The following is a 17,102-nucleotide window of genomic DNA, read 5'->3' as shown; positions in this document are numbered from 1 at the left end:
TTGTTTTGGGTGGGGGAATTTCAATAGAAGTGAATGATTATCTAATGATGTGATTTTATGATTTAAAATCAATAATTTATTTTATTTTTTCTTGCTGAAATATTTAGTTACATAGTTTATTTCTATGTACATTAGAACTTACAGGGTTCATCGTGTATTGGTGTGTTTTTTGCTCGATGATTATTCTGGTATGGTTTGTTTTTATCGTTTTTATTAGCATTATATAGCGAAATTTCAACCAGTTTACGCTAAGTCACTTATCCTAGAGAGATACAAAAAGGTCGACAGGTTTACAGTCCATTCATAAGATTTTATTATCCTTAATGTAAATCTTACCGTGCGCACTGGCTGAGATGACGGAAATTAATAGGTAATTACATTTACCTAACTCAACTTGTCATTTTGGATAAAGGATATCGCTATGCCAACTCCATGTTATATCTCTATCGAAGGTAAAACGCAGGGCAACATCACTGCGGGAGCATTTACCCCTGAATCCGTCGGTAACATCTATGTACAAGGTCATGAAGACCAGATGCTGGTACAAGAGTTTTCCCACATTGTGACCGTACCGACTGACCCTCAATCCGGTCAGCCTTCAGGCCAACGTGCTCACAAGCCATTCCGTTTTACGGTGGCATTAAACAAAGCGGTACCACTGCTGTATAACGCACTGGCGTCCGGCGAAATGCTGCCAAAAGTGGAACTGAAATGGTATCGCACGTCTGTTGAAGGGAAACAAGAGCATTTCTTCACCACCACACTGACGGATGCGACTATCGTTAACATCGATTGCCAGATGCCGCATTGCCAAGACCCAGCGAAAGCCGATTTCACGCAGCTTATCGAAGTGTCTCTGTCTTACCGTAAAGTGGACTGGGAACACACGGTTGCAGGCACATCAGGTGCCGATGACTGGCGCGCACCGCTCGAAGCGTAATTTATAAGATACTGTTCCAATGCGTGAGCGATTATTTTTGTGTAGTTCGCGCATTTTACGTGGGAGGCATTGCATGGCAAGAACCACAGTGCAAGGGAAAAAAGTCGGATTACATCAAGACAAAACTACCACAGGGGCAACTTGCCTAGCCAGTATCTCAACTGTCACCAATGACGGCACTCGTGTATTACGGGTCGGTGACAAAGCCACACGTTGCCCACAATGTAAAAAAGAGGGCACGCTGGTGACAGGAGAGGAAGGCATGATATTGCACGGACGCTACGTTGCCGTTGAAGGTTCGGTTGTGCAATGTGGGTGTGTCTACGGGGTAAATCGCTTGGTGTGTTGAGCTTTTCTTTTGAATTTATAAGGGTATATCGGTATGGATGGATTGGTTTTTACCTGTCAATTTAAAGGTGTACCACCAGATACGTTTGCGGTGACTGAATTTCAACTGACAGAGCACTTGTCTGAGTTGTTTACCTTATCGCTAACGGTCGTCAGCGCGCTTCCTTCCATTCCATTTGATGACATGTTGGGATTCGCCTGCTCATTAACCGTGATGCGGAATGGTAAACCGATACGTACTGTACGCGGGTTATTAGCCAGCGCAGAACAACAAAATACAGACGGTAACCGAACGTGGTATCATTTTATTATTCGCCCTGAAATCTGGGTAATGTCATTAGGGCAAAATAGCCGTATTTTTCGTCAGATGACTGTGCCTGATTTACTTCAACAGCTGTTGTCAGAATCCCACATTAAAGCGGATTGCAAGTTTTACGCAAAAGCACCTTACCCGAAACGCGATTACATCACGCAGAAACGCGAATCCAATTACCAATTTTTTTGTCGTTTAGCTGCTGAAGAAGGCATTAGCTTTTGGTTTGAAGATGCAGGGCAAGAACCTCGGCTGTTTTATAGCGATTCTCATTTGGGAATGACGGCGGGAATTGATTTGGTGTATAACCCCCAATATGATACCGATACCCAAGACCATACTGCGTATCACTGGCGCTATCGCGAGTCGTTGCTATCTGGCAAAACCCTCTATAAGGATTACAATCCTGAGCGCCCCTCTTACCCATTAGAACATGAAATAAAAGGGGATGTGCATGGTCAGCACCCCTTTTACGAAAGTTATGGACGTTTTCAAACCCAAGAGGATGCAGACCGCTTTACAGCGCTTCGCCATGAAGGGAGTCAGCAATACCGTTGTGTCGGTAGTGCGACCACTAACTGCTTTGCTTTGATGCCGGGTAAAATTTTCTCATTGTCATCCCACCCGAATCTTGACATGAACCGCCATTGGCAAGTGGTGTCGGTTTCTCATCACGGAGTTCAACCTTTAGCAGATAATAGTGGTGGCGAAGGTACGACTTTATCCAATCAACTGACTTTTATTCCGAGTGAACTAGATTGGCGCCCGCCGTTTATTCATAAACCCACCGCCGATGGGGATGAATTGGCGACTGTGGTTGGGCCGGATGGGGAAGAAATCTACACGAACAAAGACGGGGCAGTGAAAATCTATTTTCACTGGGACCGATATCGTGAACCTGATTTAAGCAGCTCTTGTTGGGTACGTGTCGCACAAGGTTGGAATGGGGATGGATATGGATTTATGGCGATACCCAGAATCGGTCAGGAAGTGCTTGTCAGCTATCTGAATGGGGATATTGATAGGCCAATTATCACGGGATGTACTTATAATGGGCGCAATGCACCGCCGTTAAATCTCCCCAATGAGATGACCCGCACTACGTTTAAAACCCAAACCCACAAAGGGGACGGTTTTAACGAATTGCGTTTTGAAGACAGAGCAGGCCAAGAGGAAATTTATTTCCATGCCCAACGCGACATGAATGTGCACATTGAACACGATACGCATTGGCATATTCAGCATGACGCTAAACATCGTATAGATAACGACCGTTTTACAGAAATTGCAGGCAATGAGCATTTCATCCTCAAAGGCAGCCAAAAGGAAAATATTACAGGCAACGCCTCTTTGCATATCGAAGGTGACCAACAGACACAAGTTGATGGGAAAACGGTGCATGAAAGCAGCCAGCAAACCCATTTAGTCAGCGGCGGAAAAATCGTTCTGGAAGCGAATACGGAAATCACGTTGAAAGTGGGGGGCAGTTTTATTCGTATTACGCCCGGCACGATATTTACCTCTAGCGATATGGTGGTCGGTGGTGGCAGTGCCGGCAGTGGCGCCTCAGTTGCTTTGGAATTGCCAGAAGGCGTCGCGCCGTTTGAACAGCCACCGTATCCCGTCAAAAAATACTGTGCCTTGGCCGCGCAGCAAGCGGGGGGATTAACCGTGAAGCCGAATGAGGACGAGTAATGCCACAGACAGTGATACAACAGCAGATGCTCACACAAACATCAATTTCGACCCCAGGTTCAACCTGGTTATCCTGGTTAACGGCTACCCCACCAAATGATGTGTATTTTTTGATTAATACCCTATCAGACCCCAATCCGGTTAAACGGTTTTATGCTCATGATTGGATTGAGGAAGCCTTCCCGATATACCACGGAACGGCATTAGCACATTTAGCGGAAGTGAGCCCGTGGCTCGTGAAAGTCAAACGGTCACAATTATTTCACCTCGGTAAAATGTTAGACAGTGAGCCGTTTAGCGACCCCAGTTGGGGCTGGGCATATCAAAGTCAATTGGATTGGCGTACCCAAATCACCCACTGGCAAAAATACCAATTTGCTTGGATGGGGGAGGAGAAAATCATTTTTCGCTTCTTTGATGCCCGCATTGCGCGTACGTTGTTACCTAAATTAGGCCGAGGCGACTGGGCATTACTGATGATGCCCGTTGAGGACTGCTTTATTGAAGAGAGTGAAACGAAGGTGATTTATTCACGCCCTCCATATGCAGAGCCGTTCATTAGCCCTGCTGATTATATTCTCAGTGAAGTGTTGATTAAGGTCTGGCGAAATTCAGAACAAGCCTATCTGAATGTGATTGATAATTTTTATATTCAATTTTGGGAAAACCATCCGACTTTAGCTGACTCGTTAGATGAGCCAGAAGGGCGTTTAATTGCGCTTATCCGTGAATGGATGGACGAGTGTCAACAAAAGCGCTTAGACACCGCGTATCTCTTTGATGATTTATTTTTGCGTTACCTTGATGAAAAAGGCTATTTACCCGACATGACAAGGAGTGCCAATGCCGTATCAGTATAATGACCCTTATTGTGCAGATTGTTCTAAGCGCAAGGCATGGATAGAATGTGTGCTGGTTGATGAGCAGAATCAGCCCTTGGCAGGTTTGTCTTACACCTTAAAAGTTCGTAATGGGGTTATTAGAAAAGGTGTTACTGATGCACAAGGGTATTTGAGGCAAGAAGACTTACCTCGTACAGTGGCAACATTGACCATTGAGTCTCAAAAACTCACCGATGAAATGGAAAAACGCCCACTGAGAACCCTTCGAGGGGAGGCTCACTCGACCGTCAAACCGGATGCACTATTACAAGGCTATTCCTATCGGTATGCGGTTATCGGGGAATTATGCGATAAAGCCCCGGATATCGATAAATGGGAATCCGCTCGTTTTGGACTACCCCATTATCATTTTCCCAAAGAAGATGAATTCAACGGATTGAAGTTCATGGGCGAAGATTTTAATCAACGTCATGTGATAGAAGTCTGTCCATTTAGAGCATGGTCGCTAATTCTCAACCACACCCCAGACTATGACATGGTCAATGCTTATAATTTAGGGTTAATGTCATTGCTTGTGTATAAAGATGAAATCATGGTTGACCCCGATGAAATCGAAGATATGCGCGAATTTATCAACACACCAGATACCACCACGTCTTTTTTCTATCAACAGTGTTTTGATTTATCCAAAGTGCCTGTCATGACGGACGGTTACGATTACCCAGCTATTGTGACGGATGTACCTTTTAAAGAGCGCTATCGCCCTGCAATTTACTTAGACCTTCAACAAGTGGAAAATGCGCCAAAATTTGAGCATGACACCCAAATGTTTTATGTGGAAAACGACACGCAAATTATTGCCGCCTGGCGAGGTACTGCCAGTGTAAGAGACGCGCTTACGGATGCAACGTATCGTCCTATCCCTTGCCCGAAAAGCATTCTTTCAACCCAAAATGCCAAAGTGCATAAAGGTTTTTTAGAAGCTTATCAATGTGTCGAAAAATATTTTGTTCAAAAAATTGAAAAATTGAAAAGTAGCGCAGGTAATAAAAATAAGAATCTATATATCTGTGGTCACAGCTTAGGTGGGGCACTTGCTTTATTGCATTCGTCTGAATTAAGGGATAATAATCCGCTCTTATACACCTATGGTAGCCCGCGTGTTTTTACGGGCAGTGGCGTTAACGCCTTAGCATCCGTCAACCATTTTAGGCATGTCAATGATGCGGATACCGTCACCAGTGTGCCATTCGATACCAATATGGATAACTGGCTATTTAATGTCTATGGTCCATTGGGCACAGTTTTTGGGTTTGGCTGGACACTGGCAACATTGCCAACTATTCCACTGCAAAAAGCACTCCCTGATATTGGGGAAGTTTATTATCATCACGGCAATACCGTCAGTTTCTTTGAAGCCAGACAAATTGGTGAACGAAAAATTCCGTCTAAGGGCGGCAGAGAAAATGATTTTGTCGGGAAAGAACGCTGGCGTATGAATGGCAACTATAAATTTTACTTAGTCCCTGACATTGCCAATAAATTAAATGGTCAGTTAGAACAAGACCAAAAAAATTACATTCATGCCATCAAAGCAGACCGGACTCTTATCGATGAAATATTTCCTAAAGGAAATAACCCATCGTTAGACACGATTATGACCATGGCAACCGACCACTCTATGGCCAGTAAATACCAAGTGATTATGAATAATCGGTTATTGAGTATGTTAGAGCCCACGAAAGCGCCTAAGTTAAGCGCTTCAAAACAGCGATTTGAAGAACTCATTCATCACAAAGATGCTTATCCGTTAAACGCGCAGCGTAATACGACGTTTATCGCGCTTGAAAACGCGCTTAAGAATGAGGTCAAACGAAGTACAGAAAAAAATGATATATTGAAACAGGCACTTGAACGCTACAAGGATGAAATACATGAAATTTAAAGCGAATAAAACGGTATTGGCTATGCTGTTCGGCCTGTTTTTTTTACACGGCTGTGCAGCTAATAACAGTATGTTTTCACCCCCATTAGACGGAGAAAGTATTCATTTTACCGCCACTGTGCCTAACGAATTAGAGGCCTTACCCATTTCAGCGACCTATCGCTCTGAAATTTGCCGTAAAGAACGCCGAAACTCCAATAGGGAGACGTATACTATCCCTGGGTTTCATCGAGAAGAATATCCATTAGCGACGAATGCCTCGAATCAAGTAGAGGCGGATATTCCGAAATCTGGGGGAGGAAAATGTGATTGGAAACTCAGTAATATTAAATTTGAAGTGAAACTCAAAGATCCATCAAAAATAGATCCGTTAATATCAAAAAACTTTGGTATGGAAGCCACCTTTGTGCTTGATAACAATGCACCAGCGACTTTTGATGGCGGCTATGAAAAAAAATCAGGAGATATAAATGAGCAGTTAATATTATTTCCGTTGATTAGCGAGCGATTTATAGGGGGGCATGTCAAACAATTTTGGTTAATAGCTAAATATGAAACTATGACCTATAAAGTAATAAACACTCAAAATATCAATATAAATATTGATTATAGATCTAACATAAAAAGTTACTGGGTTGGGGCAAAAAAGAAAGGCGAAGATTCTTTTTTAAAGTATCCAAATGGCGATGTTATTCTTAATTCTGAAGTTGAACCTGAGTATAAAAAACTACTTGAAATATCAGAATCCATGATCCAAAAATAAAAACACTAACTTATACACATTATATGGGTGTAATATTTTTATATGAAATGTAAAACACTCCCCATTATTACCTCTTTGCTTTCTTTGTTGTTTATGTCTGATGCACTTGCTTTAAAAACGTGCTCAAATGAGCAGAGAAATATTAACAAACAGAACGCTTATATAATTACCAGTGATATTTTTTATGGTCCCGTAAAATCTGTAAAAGCCATACACACGAGACCTGAAAATAAATACGGTAAAACCGATAATGGAACAAGAGTATATCAATTCTCAGATTGTAATGAGCTGACTGAATTCAGCTGGAAATCTCAAAGAGTCATATCACCGTCGGATTCTGTAACCTTTGTTTCAGACGGGGAATTAATTGGCAGTAATCCTTACCATGTTAAAGCTGTCTCTGACTTCAGTGCCTACAGTAACTCCAGCTATACCAATGCCAGCTTATTTTATTACACTGATAGCAATGGGCGGATTATCAAAAATGAGGAAATAGTTCTGACTAAAAACAGAGTCTTTTCTGATGCCGATGAAGAAAATAAACGCCGTGAATTGTCAGAAAATTCAGACGATACTTTTTCTGTTTCAGTTATTAACTGGAATAATGGACTTATTAATAACAGGGTTGTGTCCACTCCCCATTGGGAGCATGTTTTTTATACGTCAAAGTATTCATATAATGAAGTATTAAAGATAGCCAAGGATAGAGCTAAAAACAGTGGTTTTTAAATTGATATCTAGCTTTAAGGTTATAGTTTCGCCATAAGATCTATGTTGCCATATCAACCAACGATGATAAAATGCACTATCGCCCGTTTGAAGTGAGACTACCATGAAAAAGAATGAATTAATTCAAGCAACAAGACCAACTCGTACTCAACTCATTCGATCGGTAGCAACCTCTACAGCGATTGAAACAGGGCAGGACTCCCGTCGCCTTGAAGAAGAGATGAAAGCTAAGCGTGAGAAGTTCGGGCATTTGAAACTGGCGATTTAGTTCTCTTTCAAGGCTTCATTAACCCAATATTTCATGGGTTCATAGTTAAGGTTTAGCCCTGCGTGGATTGCTGCAATGTATTGCTCGGGTTGTTGAGTCCAACTTTCGTAGTCTAACGGTTGAAACCCAGCTTGTACCGCCATCACATCGGCGAGTAAGCGCGATAAGCGCCCATTTCCTTCCCTAAACGGATGTATCAGAATTAACTCCACATGCACTGTGGCAATAGCTTCTATGACCTGTTCTCGGCTCATATTGGTGCAAGGCGTGTACTTCGCTAGATACTCTTTTTCAAATTGAGCAAGTAACTTTGCAACACGACCCGCAGGGGCAAACATAAAGCCACCTTTGCTAATATTCACTGTGCGTAATTGACCAGCCCACTCGTAAACATTCCCTAACCATTGGCGGTGCCAACGCTGAATAAGAGATACAGTAATTTGCTCAGTGGGGAATTGTTCTTCAAAAATGACTTGATACAGTTTTTCTAACAGGACAAGCTCTGCATCATTGATATCATCAACGTTTGAAAGTCCTAGCTTGTTAGCCAGTACCTCTTCATCAGAGCCGTCAGCAAATTTTCCTTCGCTGTTAGATACATCATATCTATTCATTTAAGCGTGTTCTTTTGGTATGGGTATGAATTTTGTACGTTATCATGCTAAAAACATCAAATAAATAATAACTACCTATAAATCAACGGATTAATTAAGTGTAGGTTAAATTGTAGATTTTTCTAAAAAATTCATAAATATCGTTATATTTCAAAGCTAACACACCCATGCATCATGGTTTTAATTCAAAATTGGCTCGTTTTACCCAAATATCAAGTTTATCAGCCCAATCTTGCATCATGATTTTGCGCTCTTCAAGATAAGTTGCATGGTTATATGAATGTCTAACACTATTTGAGTCCATATGGGCTAACTGTGCTTCGATAGCATCAGGTCTATATCCAAGCTCATTTAATCGTGTGCTGCCTGTTGTGCGTGTCGCATGAGGGTTATATATAACACTCCAACCTCTCGTTTTAAGAAATTGCCTTAGTGAGTTGGTAGACATCGGTTTATGACAAGAATCCCGACCGGGAAATAAATGTTTACGGCTGCCAGTAAAACCATAAAGAGATTTTAGAATCGCAATAGCTTGTGTAGGTAGAGGAACAATATGTTCTCTTCGTGCTTTCATTCGCTCAGCTGGAATTGTCCAAAGTGCATTATCAAGATCGAATTCAGACCATTTAGCCTCAGCGACTTCAGATGGACGAGAAAGCGTCCACCACATTAACCACATACAATAGTTCAGTTGAAAGGTGCCACGGCTATTATCAAAGTTATTGAGTAATTGACCTATTTGATCTGTAGTGAGGGCTTTTTTATGTTGAGTTTTGTTTGCTGGGGGAGCTTTTCTTATTGCCCATACAGGATCGCTATCAGCTCTTAATGTGGCAACAGCAAATTCAAAAATCGAAGATATCGTCCGTTTAGCTTCAGCAGCAACTGTTGGAACACCTCTTTGAACTTCACGCTGCAATATTTTGAGAATATGGTGAGATGTAATTTCTCTTATTGGTCATTGCCGATAGAAGGAAATACAATGCGCTCCAACATATCAAGGCGACGGTATTTTGTCACATCAGCCTAATCTTTCATTTCAACCATTCTTTTGAGATGATTTGAAATATATTTGCAGATTCGTTCGCTTTTCTGATCTTGTCTAGTTGCTTAGCTTATGTTGGATTAATTCCTTCTGATACGAGTTTTTTTGGCATCATCACATTTAGGTCTGGCTTCAGCTAGTGTTATTAATGGGGAGTTACCTAATGCAAGCATGCTTGATTTTCCATTTAGTTGAAAACGGAATCGCCATGCTTTTTTACCATTAGGTTTCATTTTAAGGTACAAACCGTTGAATTCATTGATACGATAAAGTTTTTCTTTAGGTTTTGCAGTTCTGCATTTTGTATCAGTAAGCATAATAAGTTCAACTAGTTATGTAAGTTGATATTATTATACTCACTTAAAAAGGGAGGATAAATAAGTTGTACCCAGTTACATACTCATTTAGTCACGAGCTTTTATGAAACTTAATGAGGCATAAAAAAGCATAAAACCCAGTTAATATCATGAATTTTATGCTGTTTTATTATGATTTGATACTTTGTGAAATAATATAAGGCTAAAGCGCAGGCTTACACATTAAACAAGAAGTTCAGCACATCGCCATCTTGAACAATGTAATCTTTACCTTCTGCACGCATTCTACCGGCTTCTTTAGCGCCTTGCTCACCGCGGTATTTAATAAAATCATCAAATGCGATAGTTTGAGCTCGAATAAAGCCTTTCTCAAAGTCAGTATGGATCTTACCGGCGGCTTGTGGGGCTGTTGCACCGACAGGGATCGTCCATGCGCGAACTTCTTTCACGCCAGCAGTAAAATAAGTTTGTAGGTTCAATAACTGATAACCTGCACGGATCACGCGGTTTAAACCAGGCTCTTCAATACCAAGATCTGCCATAAACTCATCACGCTCCTCATCTTCCAATTCAGCGATATCTGATTCGATAGCGGCACAAACAGGAACGACGACAGAACCTTCTGATTCAGCAATTTTATTTACCGTATCTAAATAAGGATTATTTTCAAAGCCATCTTCATTAACATTCGCAATATACATTGTTGGTTTGAGTGTTAAGAAACTTAAATAACGGATCAGTGCTTTTTCTTCTGCGCTAAGATCTAAAGTACGCAGCATGCCTGCGTTTTCAAGATGGGGTAAGCACTTCTCTAATACTTCTAATTCTGCTTTAGCATCTTTATCGCCACCTTTTGCACGCTTTTGTATGCGATGTATTGCGCGTTCACAGGTATCAAGGTCAGCGAGCGCTAATTCGGTATTGATAACCTCAATGTCCTCAGCAGGGTTAACTTGACCTGCCACATGGATGATATTGTCGTTTTCAAAGCAACGCACTACGTGGCCGATAGCTTCCGTTTCACGGATATTAGTCAGGAACTGGTTACCTAAACCTTCTCCTTTTGAGGCGCCTTTGACTAAACCCGCGATATCAACGAATTCCATCGTAGTTGGTAGAATACGTTGTGGCTTTACAATCTCAGCCAATTGGTCAAGACGTGGGTCTGGCATTGGCACAACGCCCGTATTCGGCTCAATTGTACAAAAAGGGAAGTTGGCTGCTTCGATGCCGGCTTTGGTCAACGCATTAAACAGTGTAGATTTACCCACGTTAGGCAGACCAACGATACCGCATTTAAAACCCATATGTTTCTCACCTTAAAAATAGCAAGGGGCAGGCGAGCGCTGCTCCTGAATGTTAGAAAATTGGCGCTGATTATACACAAAAAGTTGTTTTTGATGAAATGAACTCTTTACGTACACTGATTTTACGCTGTTGCTTTAAAACTATGTAGGCGATTTATCGCTTTATCCATCCCATCACTAAGTAAGATATCTGTGCACCTTAAGGACTCATCAATCGCTTCATCGATAAGTTTTTGCTCAGATGCAGGTGGTTTGCCTAAAACAAAACCAACAACTTTGTTTTTATCGCCTGGATGACCAATACCTATGCGTAAACGATAAAAGTTTGGGTTATTACTAAACTTGTTTTGAATATCCTTAAGACCGTTATGCCCACCATTACTACCGCCTAATTTCATTTTTGCAACACCGGGGGGTAAATCTAATTCATCATGCGCGACTAAAATTTCATCAGGGTTAATGCGATAGAAGTTAGCAACAGCCAGAACCGATTTACCACTCAAATTCATAAAGGTGGTTGGAACAAGTAACCGAACATCGTTGCCATTAAGGTTGATACGGGCGGTATAACCGAAAAATTTTGCTTCTTCTTTTAAAGATTGGTTATGGCGTTCGGCAAGTAAGTCAACATACCATGCTCCAGCATTATGACGAGTTTGGGCGTATTCAGCACCTGGGTTGGCGAGGCCAACAATTAGTTTTATTTTGCTCACGGCTAATTATTCACTGTCAGTTAAGTCAAAAAATTATATCTAGTTTACCTTGTGATAGGGGGATGTACAAAATTGAAATAGGGCAATGAGGGGGTTATTTAGTTTCGTATGAAACTATTCGGGAAAAATATTTTTAAAAAAAGCATCTTTTGTACAGAAATTATGGGAAAAGTCTCACCATGTGATAGCCATCGCAAACAATTTTACTTATTACACTATAATAATCATATAACAATATAATTTTTTCGAATATTTCAATTATGCTTTGCTTATCAGTCTACTGAGATAGGAGGTAGATATGAAACGTAAAACAGCAGTTTTGGTTGGTAATATTTTGATGGCGTTAGGGCTAATCGTTATGATAGGAAGTATTGCACTGAACCTATCTTCCCATATATTTAGTCTCAATTTACCGGACATGATCACAATGGGCTCCTTGTTTGGCATCTTTGTTGGTGCGATGATCTGGTTAACTGGAGCGAGAATTGGCGGTAGAGAAAAAATTGCTGACCGTTACTGGCTAATAAAACATTATCCACATTCAAATAAAGATAACCATCGTTATCCATAATATTTGTTTTTAATTTATGTGGTACTAACAATATTAGTTGATCTTATTTAGCAACGAAGGGTGATTTCATATTTTAGATAATCACTCTTTTGTTTTTTTATTCACCTCTAACTCTCTCTTCTTTCGTGCGTATTTTATCACCATGGCAATATGAAAAATTAAGCCAACGAGGTTGCCTATAGGCTATGGTGAGTAAAAATGAATGGATAAATAAAGCCCCTACGGTTGATATTCAACCGTAGGGGCGCTACTTAAATTATGACATTTCTTTGATTTTCAAAGCAATATAGAAAAACGAGGTATTGCTACCTCGTTAATTAATTCTTAGTGCTCGAACATCGCAGAAATTGACTCTTCATTGCTAATACGGCGAATTGCTTCGGCCAGCATGCCTGAAAGTGTCAGCGTGCGAACTTTGTTCAATGCTTTAATTTCAGGTGAAAGAGGGATTGTGTCACAAACAATGACTTCATCAATGACTGAATTTTTGATGTTGTCTACGGCATTACCTGAGAAAATCGGGTGAGTTGCGTATGCAAATACGCGTTTTGCACCACGCTCTTTCAGAGCTTCAGCCGCTTTACACAGCGTGCCACCAGTATCTATCATATCGTCGACTAAAATGCAGTCACGACCAGAAACATCACCAATGATGTGCATCACTTGGGAAACGTTCGCACGAGGACGACGTTTATCGATGATTGCCATATCAGTGTCATTTAACAGTTTCGCAATTGCTCTAGCACGGACGACGCCGCCGATGTCTGGAGATACAACGATTGGGTTTTCCAAATCTTTCTGCAACATATCTTCCAGAAGAATAGGGCTACCGAATACGTTATCAACAGGAACATCAAAGAAGCCCTGGATCTGCTCAGCGTGTAGGTCAACGGTGAGAACACGGTCAACACCTACACTGGACAGAAAATCGGCAACAACTTTAGCGGTGATTGGTACACGGGCAGAACGTACGCGACGATCCTGTCTAGCATAACCGAAGTAAGGGATAACAGCGGTAATACGACCAGCAGATGCACGGCGCAGCGCATCGACCATAACAACCAGTTCCATCAGGTTATCATTGGTTGGTGCACAGGTTGACTGGATGATAAAGATATCACCACCGCGAACATTTTCATTAATTTGAACACTGACTTCGCCGTCGCTAAAACGACCAACAGCCGCGTCTCCAAGATTAGTGTAAAGGCGGTTAGCAACACGTTGTGCTAGTTCCGGTGTAGCGTTACCAGCAAAAAGCTTCATATCGGGCACGAGAAAAACCTCAGGCTTGCGTCCAGAGAGATATTGTTGACCAATAACCGATGCTAAATCGTTATTATTGGTGCAATACACGGGTTATCCCAGCGCGGAATTTGTGCAACGGCGATTCGTTCACCCCTTGAGCGACGAAACCATGCACCCACGATGGGGCTTTATTTAACACCTTAAGGGCATCAGCTTGTGTTTCAAATTCAGAAAAAACACAAGCACCTGTCCCTGTAAGGCGAGACGGGGCATATTCTAACAGCCAAGAAACGAGCTGTTCAACCTCACGAAAACGTTTTCTTGCAATTGGTTCGCAATCATTTGCGTACGGAGCCAGTAATAATGCGGCTAGTGAGCGTTTTGGAGAATTTCGATTTAATTGCGGATCTGTGAAGATCATCGGAGTTGAGATTTCAATTCCTGGATGTGCAACCAGATACCATTTCTCTTTAGGCGAGGCTGGAGTCAAAATTTCACCTATTCCTTCCGCAAAAGCGGCATGGCCTCGCACAAAAACGGGAACGTCTGCTCCAAGGCTTTTACCTAGCTCCGCTAACACGTCATCACTCACTGCTGTTCCCCAGTGAGTATTTAATGCAATAAGTGTGGTGGCCGCATTGGAAGAGCCTCCACCGATACCGCCGCCCATTGGCAATATTTTATTGATTTTGATATCTGCCCCGAGAGGTTCTGAATAGCCTAAAGTATCACGGCAGTAGTGTTGTAATAATTTTGCGGCTTTGACGATTAAGTTTTGTTCTGGTTCTACTCCCTCCATTGGCGTGAGTAGATTGATGTGATCGTCTGCCCGCGTGGTGATGGTAATGTCGTCACCGTAATCAAGAAATTGAAACAGTGTTTGTAATTCGTGATAGCCGTCTGCTCGACGGCCTGTGATATAGAGAAAAAGGTTCAATTTAGCAGGGGAAGGCCATGTTAACGTCATTTTTGTAAAGTCCAGCTATCCATTTTTAGCTTAATTAGGCGCGAACCCTGACGTAATTCAAGGTTGCTTGGTAACATTGGAGTGGTATTCATATTGTAAGAAAGATAGTTAAGCTGCCACTTTTCACCATTGGTTTGCTGTAATGTTACAGATTTTAGGAGGTGGTTTTTATCCAGCGTAAATTGTGTTGCGCGCCCAGGTGAGCCAGTTAACCAAGCGGTCAGGTCCTCAAGCGGGATCTCCATGCCAGTAAGTTGATAAATCAGCTCGGAAGGAACATCACTCATATGCGTTTGCCCATCTTTTGTGGTTAAACGCGCTAAATCAGGTTCAACGGTGAGCTCTAACTCGCGGCTGCCGAGTGGGTTTGTCAACAATAAACGATATTTTTCAGGTGTATACTGCTGCCAGAAGAATTTAGCATAGGTTTTACTACCATCAAATTCATAGGCAAAAGAACCGCGAGTTTGATAATTGCGAAGTGCGTTGACTTCTTGTAAATGGGTTTTCCATTGTGGATCAGACGCGGAACCTGTACCAGACGTTGTTGTTTGTTGAGTGGTCACACAAGCCGTCAGCAATAAGCAAGAAAGCGGCAATAAACGCCAAAAACGCTTTACGGTGGAAGGAGCGAAACAAGACCAAGTAGTGAACAGTTGCATAGCGACTCTCAAAAATCATCGAGTAAAAAGTAAATAGGTTTTATCAAAGCTGATACCCACTGAAGTGTAACGTGTTATTGCAATTTAGAAAAATGACTCACTGGATAATATGGTGCGACAGTGGGCAAAATATTGCGTTAAAACAGCTAAATGATCAATCGGATTGAAGAAGTTTTGCCTATTTATACAATTGGTCAATGAGTATCGATAGTTTGATTCATCAGTTGACAGATGACAATCGCAGCATATCTCATTGATATTGATAATTTCTTAATAAGTATAATAAAAAAGGGTACATCTCCGATATAAAGCGGTGTAGAATAGCAATACTAATAGTGTTGAATTCGGCTAAATCGTCAGCAGTTTTCTATGGAAAAAGTTTGGTAGTGATCATCTTTATGGTTTTCATTATTAGCGGGGCATAGAAAGCGGGGCGGAGATCATCTACAATAGTCGATAAACAAATAACAGTAGTGTGGTTATACTACTGGATAAATAATTAGCAATGTGAGCAATGTAGTTAAGCACAATGACCCTATTAGCCCTAGGCATTAATCATAAAACGGCGCCAGTAGCCCTTCGTGAACGGGTGGCTTTTGGACCAGAAAAAATCGACCATGCTCTTGAGGAGTTGCTTAAGCAACCTCAGGTGAGCGGTGGCGTTGTGCTGTCGACCTGTAATAGAACTGAGTTGTATTTGAGCCTTGAATCACAAGAACAAGCTCAAGAACAGCTTATCCAGTGGTTATGCAAGTTTCACAATATTACAGATAAAGATTTAAAACCGAGTCTGTACTGGCATGAAGGTGACCGAGCAGTCAGTCACCTTATGCGGGTTGCAAGTGGGTTGGATTCTTTAGTTTTAGGTGAACCGCAAATCCTTGGGCAGGTTAAAAAAGCGTTCGCCCTTTCTCAAGACAACCATTCTTTGTCGAGCGAATTAGAGCGTTTATTTCAAAAATCATTTTCTGTCGCTAAACGCATTCGTACCGAAACAGAGATCGGAGCGAATGCGGTTTCCGTTGCATTCGCCGCTTGTACATTAGCAAGGCAAATTTTTGAGTCACTCAAACATTTGAATATTTTGTTAGTGGGAGCAGGGGAAACAATTGAATTGGTGGCACGCCATTTACGCGAGCATGGTGTGCAGAAGATGATGATCGCTAACCGTTCTCGTGAAAGAGCGGAGTTATTAGCTAATGAGGTTAATGCGGAAGTGATCACGCTGTCTGATATTGATACACGTTTGGCTCAAGCCGATATTGTGATCAGTTCAACAGCAAGTCCGTTACCGATTATAGGCAAAGGCATGGTAGAGCGTGCGATGAAAGTGCGTCGCAGCAAACCCATGTTGTTAATTGATATTGCGGTTCCTCGTGATATCGAGCCTGATATTGAAAAACTCAGAGATGTTTACCTGTATACGGTGGATGATCTTGAGTCGATAATTCAGCAAAACCTTGCTCAGCGCAAAGCCGCAGCGGTTGAAGCAGAATTTATCGTGGAACAAGAAAGCAGCCATTTCATGGATTGGTTGCGCTCGCAAGCCGCAGTGTCTACAATTCGCGATTACAGAGCGCAGGCTGAGGCAATCCGCGCGGGGATGACAGAAAAAGCACTCGCGGCAATTAGTCAGGGTGCAGACCCTGAACAAGTTATTACACAACTTACCCAACAATTGACCAACCGCCTGATCCATGCACCAACAAAATCTTTACAGCAAGCCGCTGGAGATGGTGACTTGGAACGCCTGAATCTACTTAGGGACAGCTTAGGGCTGAACCATCAATAACCACATTTTAATCATGGGTCTGATAT

General features: G+C 41.8%; 16 protein-coding genes and 1 pseudogene. 10 read left to right on the top strand and 7 right to left on the bottom strand.

Features of this window, described 5'->3' with window-relative positions:
* Nucleotides 1-421: 421 nt before the first annotated feature.
* The 8 genes from M1E93_RS11035 to M1E93_RS11000 all read left to right on the top strand — a co-directional run bounded on the left by M1E93_RS11035 (nucleotide 422) and on the right by M1E93_RS11000 (nucleotide 7,843).
* On the top strand, nucleotides 422-940 hold the full coding sequence (locus M1E93_RS11035) for an Hcp family type VI secretion system effector (RefSeq protein ID WP_004925618.1): 519 nt from the start codon (nucleotides 422-424) through the stop codon (nucleotides 938-940).
* A gap of 73 nt (nucleotides 941-1,013) precedes the next feature.
* Nucleotides 1,014-1,289 (top strand): PAAR domain-containing protein, encoded by a 276-nt coding sequence (locus tag M1E93_RS11030; RefSeq protein WP_004925621.1) that lies wholly within the window; start codon nucleotides 1,014-1,016, stop codon nucleotides 1,287-1,289.
* Nucleotides 1,290-1,322: 33 nt separating this feature from the next.
* Nucleotides 1,323-3,296: a type VI secretion system Vgr family protein gene (locus M1E93_RS11025; protein ID WP_014657552.1), complete on the top strand. Its 1,974-nt coding sequence runs from the start codon at nucleotides 1,323-1,325 to the stop codon at nucleotides 3,294-3,296.
* Complete coding sequence (locus M1E93_RS11020) at nucleotides 3,296-4,156, top strand: DUF4123 domain-containing protein (protein ID WP_169342166.1); 861 nt, start codon at nucleotides 3,296-3,298, stop codon at nucleotides 4,154-4,156. The genes M1E93_RS11025 and M1E93_RS11020 overlap by 1 nt, the downstream gene beginning before the upstream one ends.
* Nucleotides 4,140-6,083, top strand: a complete 1,944-nt coding sequence (locus M1E93_RS11015) for a lipase family protein (RefSeq protein ID WP_426206907.1) — start codon at nucleotides 4,140-4,142, stop codon at nucleotides 6,081-6,083. The genes M1E93_RS11020 and M1E93_RS11015 overlap by 17 nt, the downstream gene beginning before the upstream one ends.
* Nucleotides 6,064-6,846 (top strand): hypothetical protein, encoded by a 783-nt coding sequence (locus M1E93_RS11010; protein WP_169342168.1) that lies wholly within the window; start codon nucleotides 6,064-6,066, stop codon nucleotides 6,844-6,846. The genes M1E93_RS11015 and M1E93_RS11010 overlap by 20 nt, the downstream gene beginning before the upstream one ends.
* A gap of 42 nt (nucleotides 6,847-6,888) precedes the next feature.
* Complete coding sequence (locus tag M1E93_RS11005) at nucleotides 6,889-7,575, top strand: hypothetical protein (RefSeq protein WP_237683235.1); 687 nt, start codon at nucleotides 6,889-6,891, stop codon at nucleotides 7,573-7,575.
* 103 nt (nucleotides 7,576-7,678) lie between these two features.
* Nucleotides 7,679-7,843, top strand: coding sequence for a hypothetical protein (locus tag M1E93_RS11000; RefSeq protein ID WP_014658269.1), 165 nt, complete (start codon nucleotides 7,679-7,681; stop codon nucleotides 7,841-7,843).
* Here the strand turns inward: M1E93_RS11000 and M1E93_RS10995 are convergent.
* The 4 genes and pseudogenes from M1E93_RS10995 to pth all read right to left on the bottom strand — a co-directional run bounded on the left by M1E93_RS10995 (nucleotide 7,840) and on the right by pth (nucleotide 11,839).
* On the bottom strand, nucleotides 7,840-8,457 hold the full coding sequence (locus tag M1E93_RS10995) for a Fic/DOC family protein (protein WP_014658270.1): 618 nt from the start codon (nucleotides 8,455-8,457) through the stop codon (nucleotides 7,840-7,842). The two genes, M1E93_RS11000 and M1E93_RS10995, sit on opposite strands and share 4 nt — an antisense overlap.
* Before the next feature lie 172 nt (nucleotides 8,458-8,629).
* Nucleotides 8,630-9,819, bottom strand: a pseudogene (locus M1E93_RS10990) (tyrosine-type recombinase/integrase).
* A 215-nt stretch (nucleotides 9,820-10,034) separates the two neighbouring features.
* Nucleotides 10,035-11,126, bottom strand: a complete 1,092-nt coding sequence (gene ychF / locus M1E93_RS10985) for a redox-regulated ATPase YchF (protein ID WP_004919376.1) — start codon at nucleotides 11,124-11,126, stop codon at nucleotides 10,035-10,037.
* A gap of 122 nt (nucleotides 11,127-11,248) precedes the next feature.
* Nucleotides 11,249-11,839 (bottom strand): aminoacyl-tRNA hydrolase, encoded by a 591-nt coding sequence (pth, locus tag M1E93_RS10980; protein WP_004919378.1) that lies wholly within the window; start codon nucleotides 11,837-11,839, stop codon nucleotides 11,249-11,251.
* 298 nt (nucleotides 11,840-12,137) lie between these two features.
* On the opposite strand from pth, the gene ychH reads away from it, so the two are divergent.
* Nucleotides 12,138-12,410 carry a stress-induced protein YchH gene (gene ychH / locus M1E93_RS10975; RefSeq protein ID WP_004919381.1) on the top strand — a complete coding sequence of 91 codons (273 nt, stop codon included), beginning with the start codon at nucleotides 12,138-12,140 and terminating at the stop codon, nucleotides 12,408-12,410.
* 324 nt (nucleotides 12,411-12,734) lie between these two features.
* Here ychH and prs read toward each other — a convergent pair whose 3' ends face one another.
* The 3 genes from prs to lolB form a co-directional block, all read right to left on the bottom strand.
* On the bottom strand, nucleotides 12,735-13,682 hold the full coding sequence (gene prs, locus M1E93_RS10970; protein ID WP_006661866.1) for a ribose-phosphate diphosphokinase: 948 nt from the start codon (nucleotides 13,680-13,682) through the stop codon (nucleotides 12,735-12,737).
* 64 nt (nucleotides 13,683-13,746) lie between these two features.
* Complete coding sequence (ispE, locus tag M1E93_RS10965) at nucleotides 13,747-14,622, bottom strand: 4-(cytidine 5'-diphospho)-2-C-methyl-D-erythritol kinase (protein ID WP_004919385.1); 876 nt, start codon at nucleotides 14,620-14,622, stop codon at nucleotides 13,747-13,749.
* Nucleotides 14,619-15,284, bottom strand: a complete 666-nt coding sequence (lolB, locus tag M1E93_RS10960) for a lipoprotein insertase outer membrane protein LolB (protein ID WP_426206904.1) — start codon at nucleotides 15,282-15,284, stop codon at nucleotides 14,619-14,621. The genes ispE and lolB overlap by 4 nt, the downstream gene beginning before the upstream one ends.
* A 529-nt stretch (nucleotides 15,285-15,813) precedes the next feature.
* Here lolB and hemA point away from each other — a divergent pair.
* Nucleotides 15,814-17,076: a glutamyl-tRNA reductase gene (hemA, locus tag M1E93_RS10955; RefSeq protein ID WP_004919391.1), complete on the top strand. Its 1,263-nt coding sequence runs from the start codon at nucleotides 15,814-15,816 to the stop codon at nucleotides 17,074-17,076.
* The last annotated feature ends 26 nt before the right edge of the window (nucleotides 17,077-17,102 follow it).

Origin of the sequence: Providencia sp. PROV272, from assembly GCF_049901975.1 — a bacterium.
Lineage (GTDB): Bacteria > Pseudomonadota > Gammaproteobacteria > Enterobacterales > Enterobacteriaceae > Providencia > Providencia stuartii.
This window is presented reverse-complemented; position numbering and strand designations above follow the sequence as displayed.

Coding starts and splice junctions, on each gene's coding strand:
- hemA (WP_004919391.1), top strand. CDS start 15,814: ATGACCCTATTAGCCCTAGGCATTAATCATAAAACGGCGCCAGTAGCC.
- M1E93_RS11030 (WP_004925621.1), top strand. CDS start 1,014: ATGGCAAGAACCACAGTGCAAGGGAAAAAAGTCGGATTACATCAAGAC.
- M1E93_RS11010 (WP_169342168.1), top strand. CDS start 6,064: ATGAAATACATGAAATTTAAAGCGAATAAAACGGTATTGGCTATGCTG.
- M1E93_RS10995 (WP_014658270.1), bottom strand. CDS start 8,457: ATGAATAGATATGATGTATCTAACAGCGAAGGAAAATTTGCTGACGGC.
- M1E93_RS11035 (WP_004925618.1), top strand. CDS start 422: ATGCCAACTCCATGTTATATCTCTATCGAAGGTAAAACGCAGGGCAAC.
- lolB (WP_426206904.1), bottom strand. CDS start 15,284: ATGCAACTGTTCACTACTTGGTCTTGTTTCGCTCCTTCCACCGTAAAG.
- M1E93_RS11015 (WP_426206907.1), top strand. CDS start 4,140: ATGCCGTATCAGTATAATGACCCTTATTGTGCAGATTGTTCTAAGCGC.
- ychF (WP_004919376.1), bottom strand. CDS start 11,126: ATGGGTTTTAAATGCGGTATCGTTGGTCTGCCTAACGTGGGTAAATCT.
- M1E93_RS11025 (WP_014657552.1), top strand. CDS start 1,323: ATGGATGGATTGGTTTTTACCTGTCAATTTAAAGGTGTACCACCAGAT.
- M1E93_RS11005 (WP_237683235.1), top strand. CDS start 6,889: ATGAAATGTAAAACACTCCCCATTATTACCTCTTTGCTTTCTTTGTTG.
- M1E93_RS11000 (WP_014658269.1), top strand. CDS start 7,679: ATGAAAAAGAATGAATTAATTCAAGCAACAAGACCAACTCGTACTCAA.
- ychH (WP_004919381.1), top strand. CDS start 12,138: ATGAAACGTAAAACAGCAGTTTTGGTTGGTAATATTTTGATGGCGTTA.
- ispE (WP_004919385.1), bottom strand. CDS start 14,622: ATGACGTTAACATGGCCTTCCCCTGCTAAATTGAACCTTTTTCTCTAT.
- M1E93_RS11020 (WP_169342166.1), top strand. CDS start 3,296: ATGCCACAGACAGTGATACAACAGCAGATGCTCACACAAACATCAATT.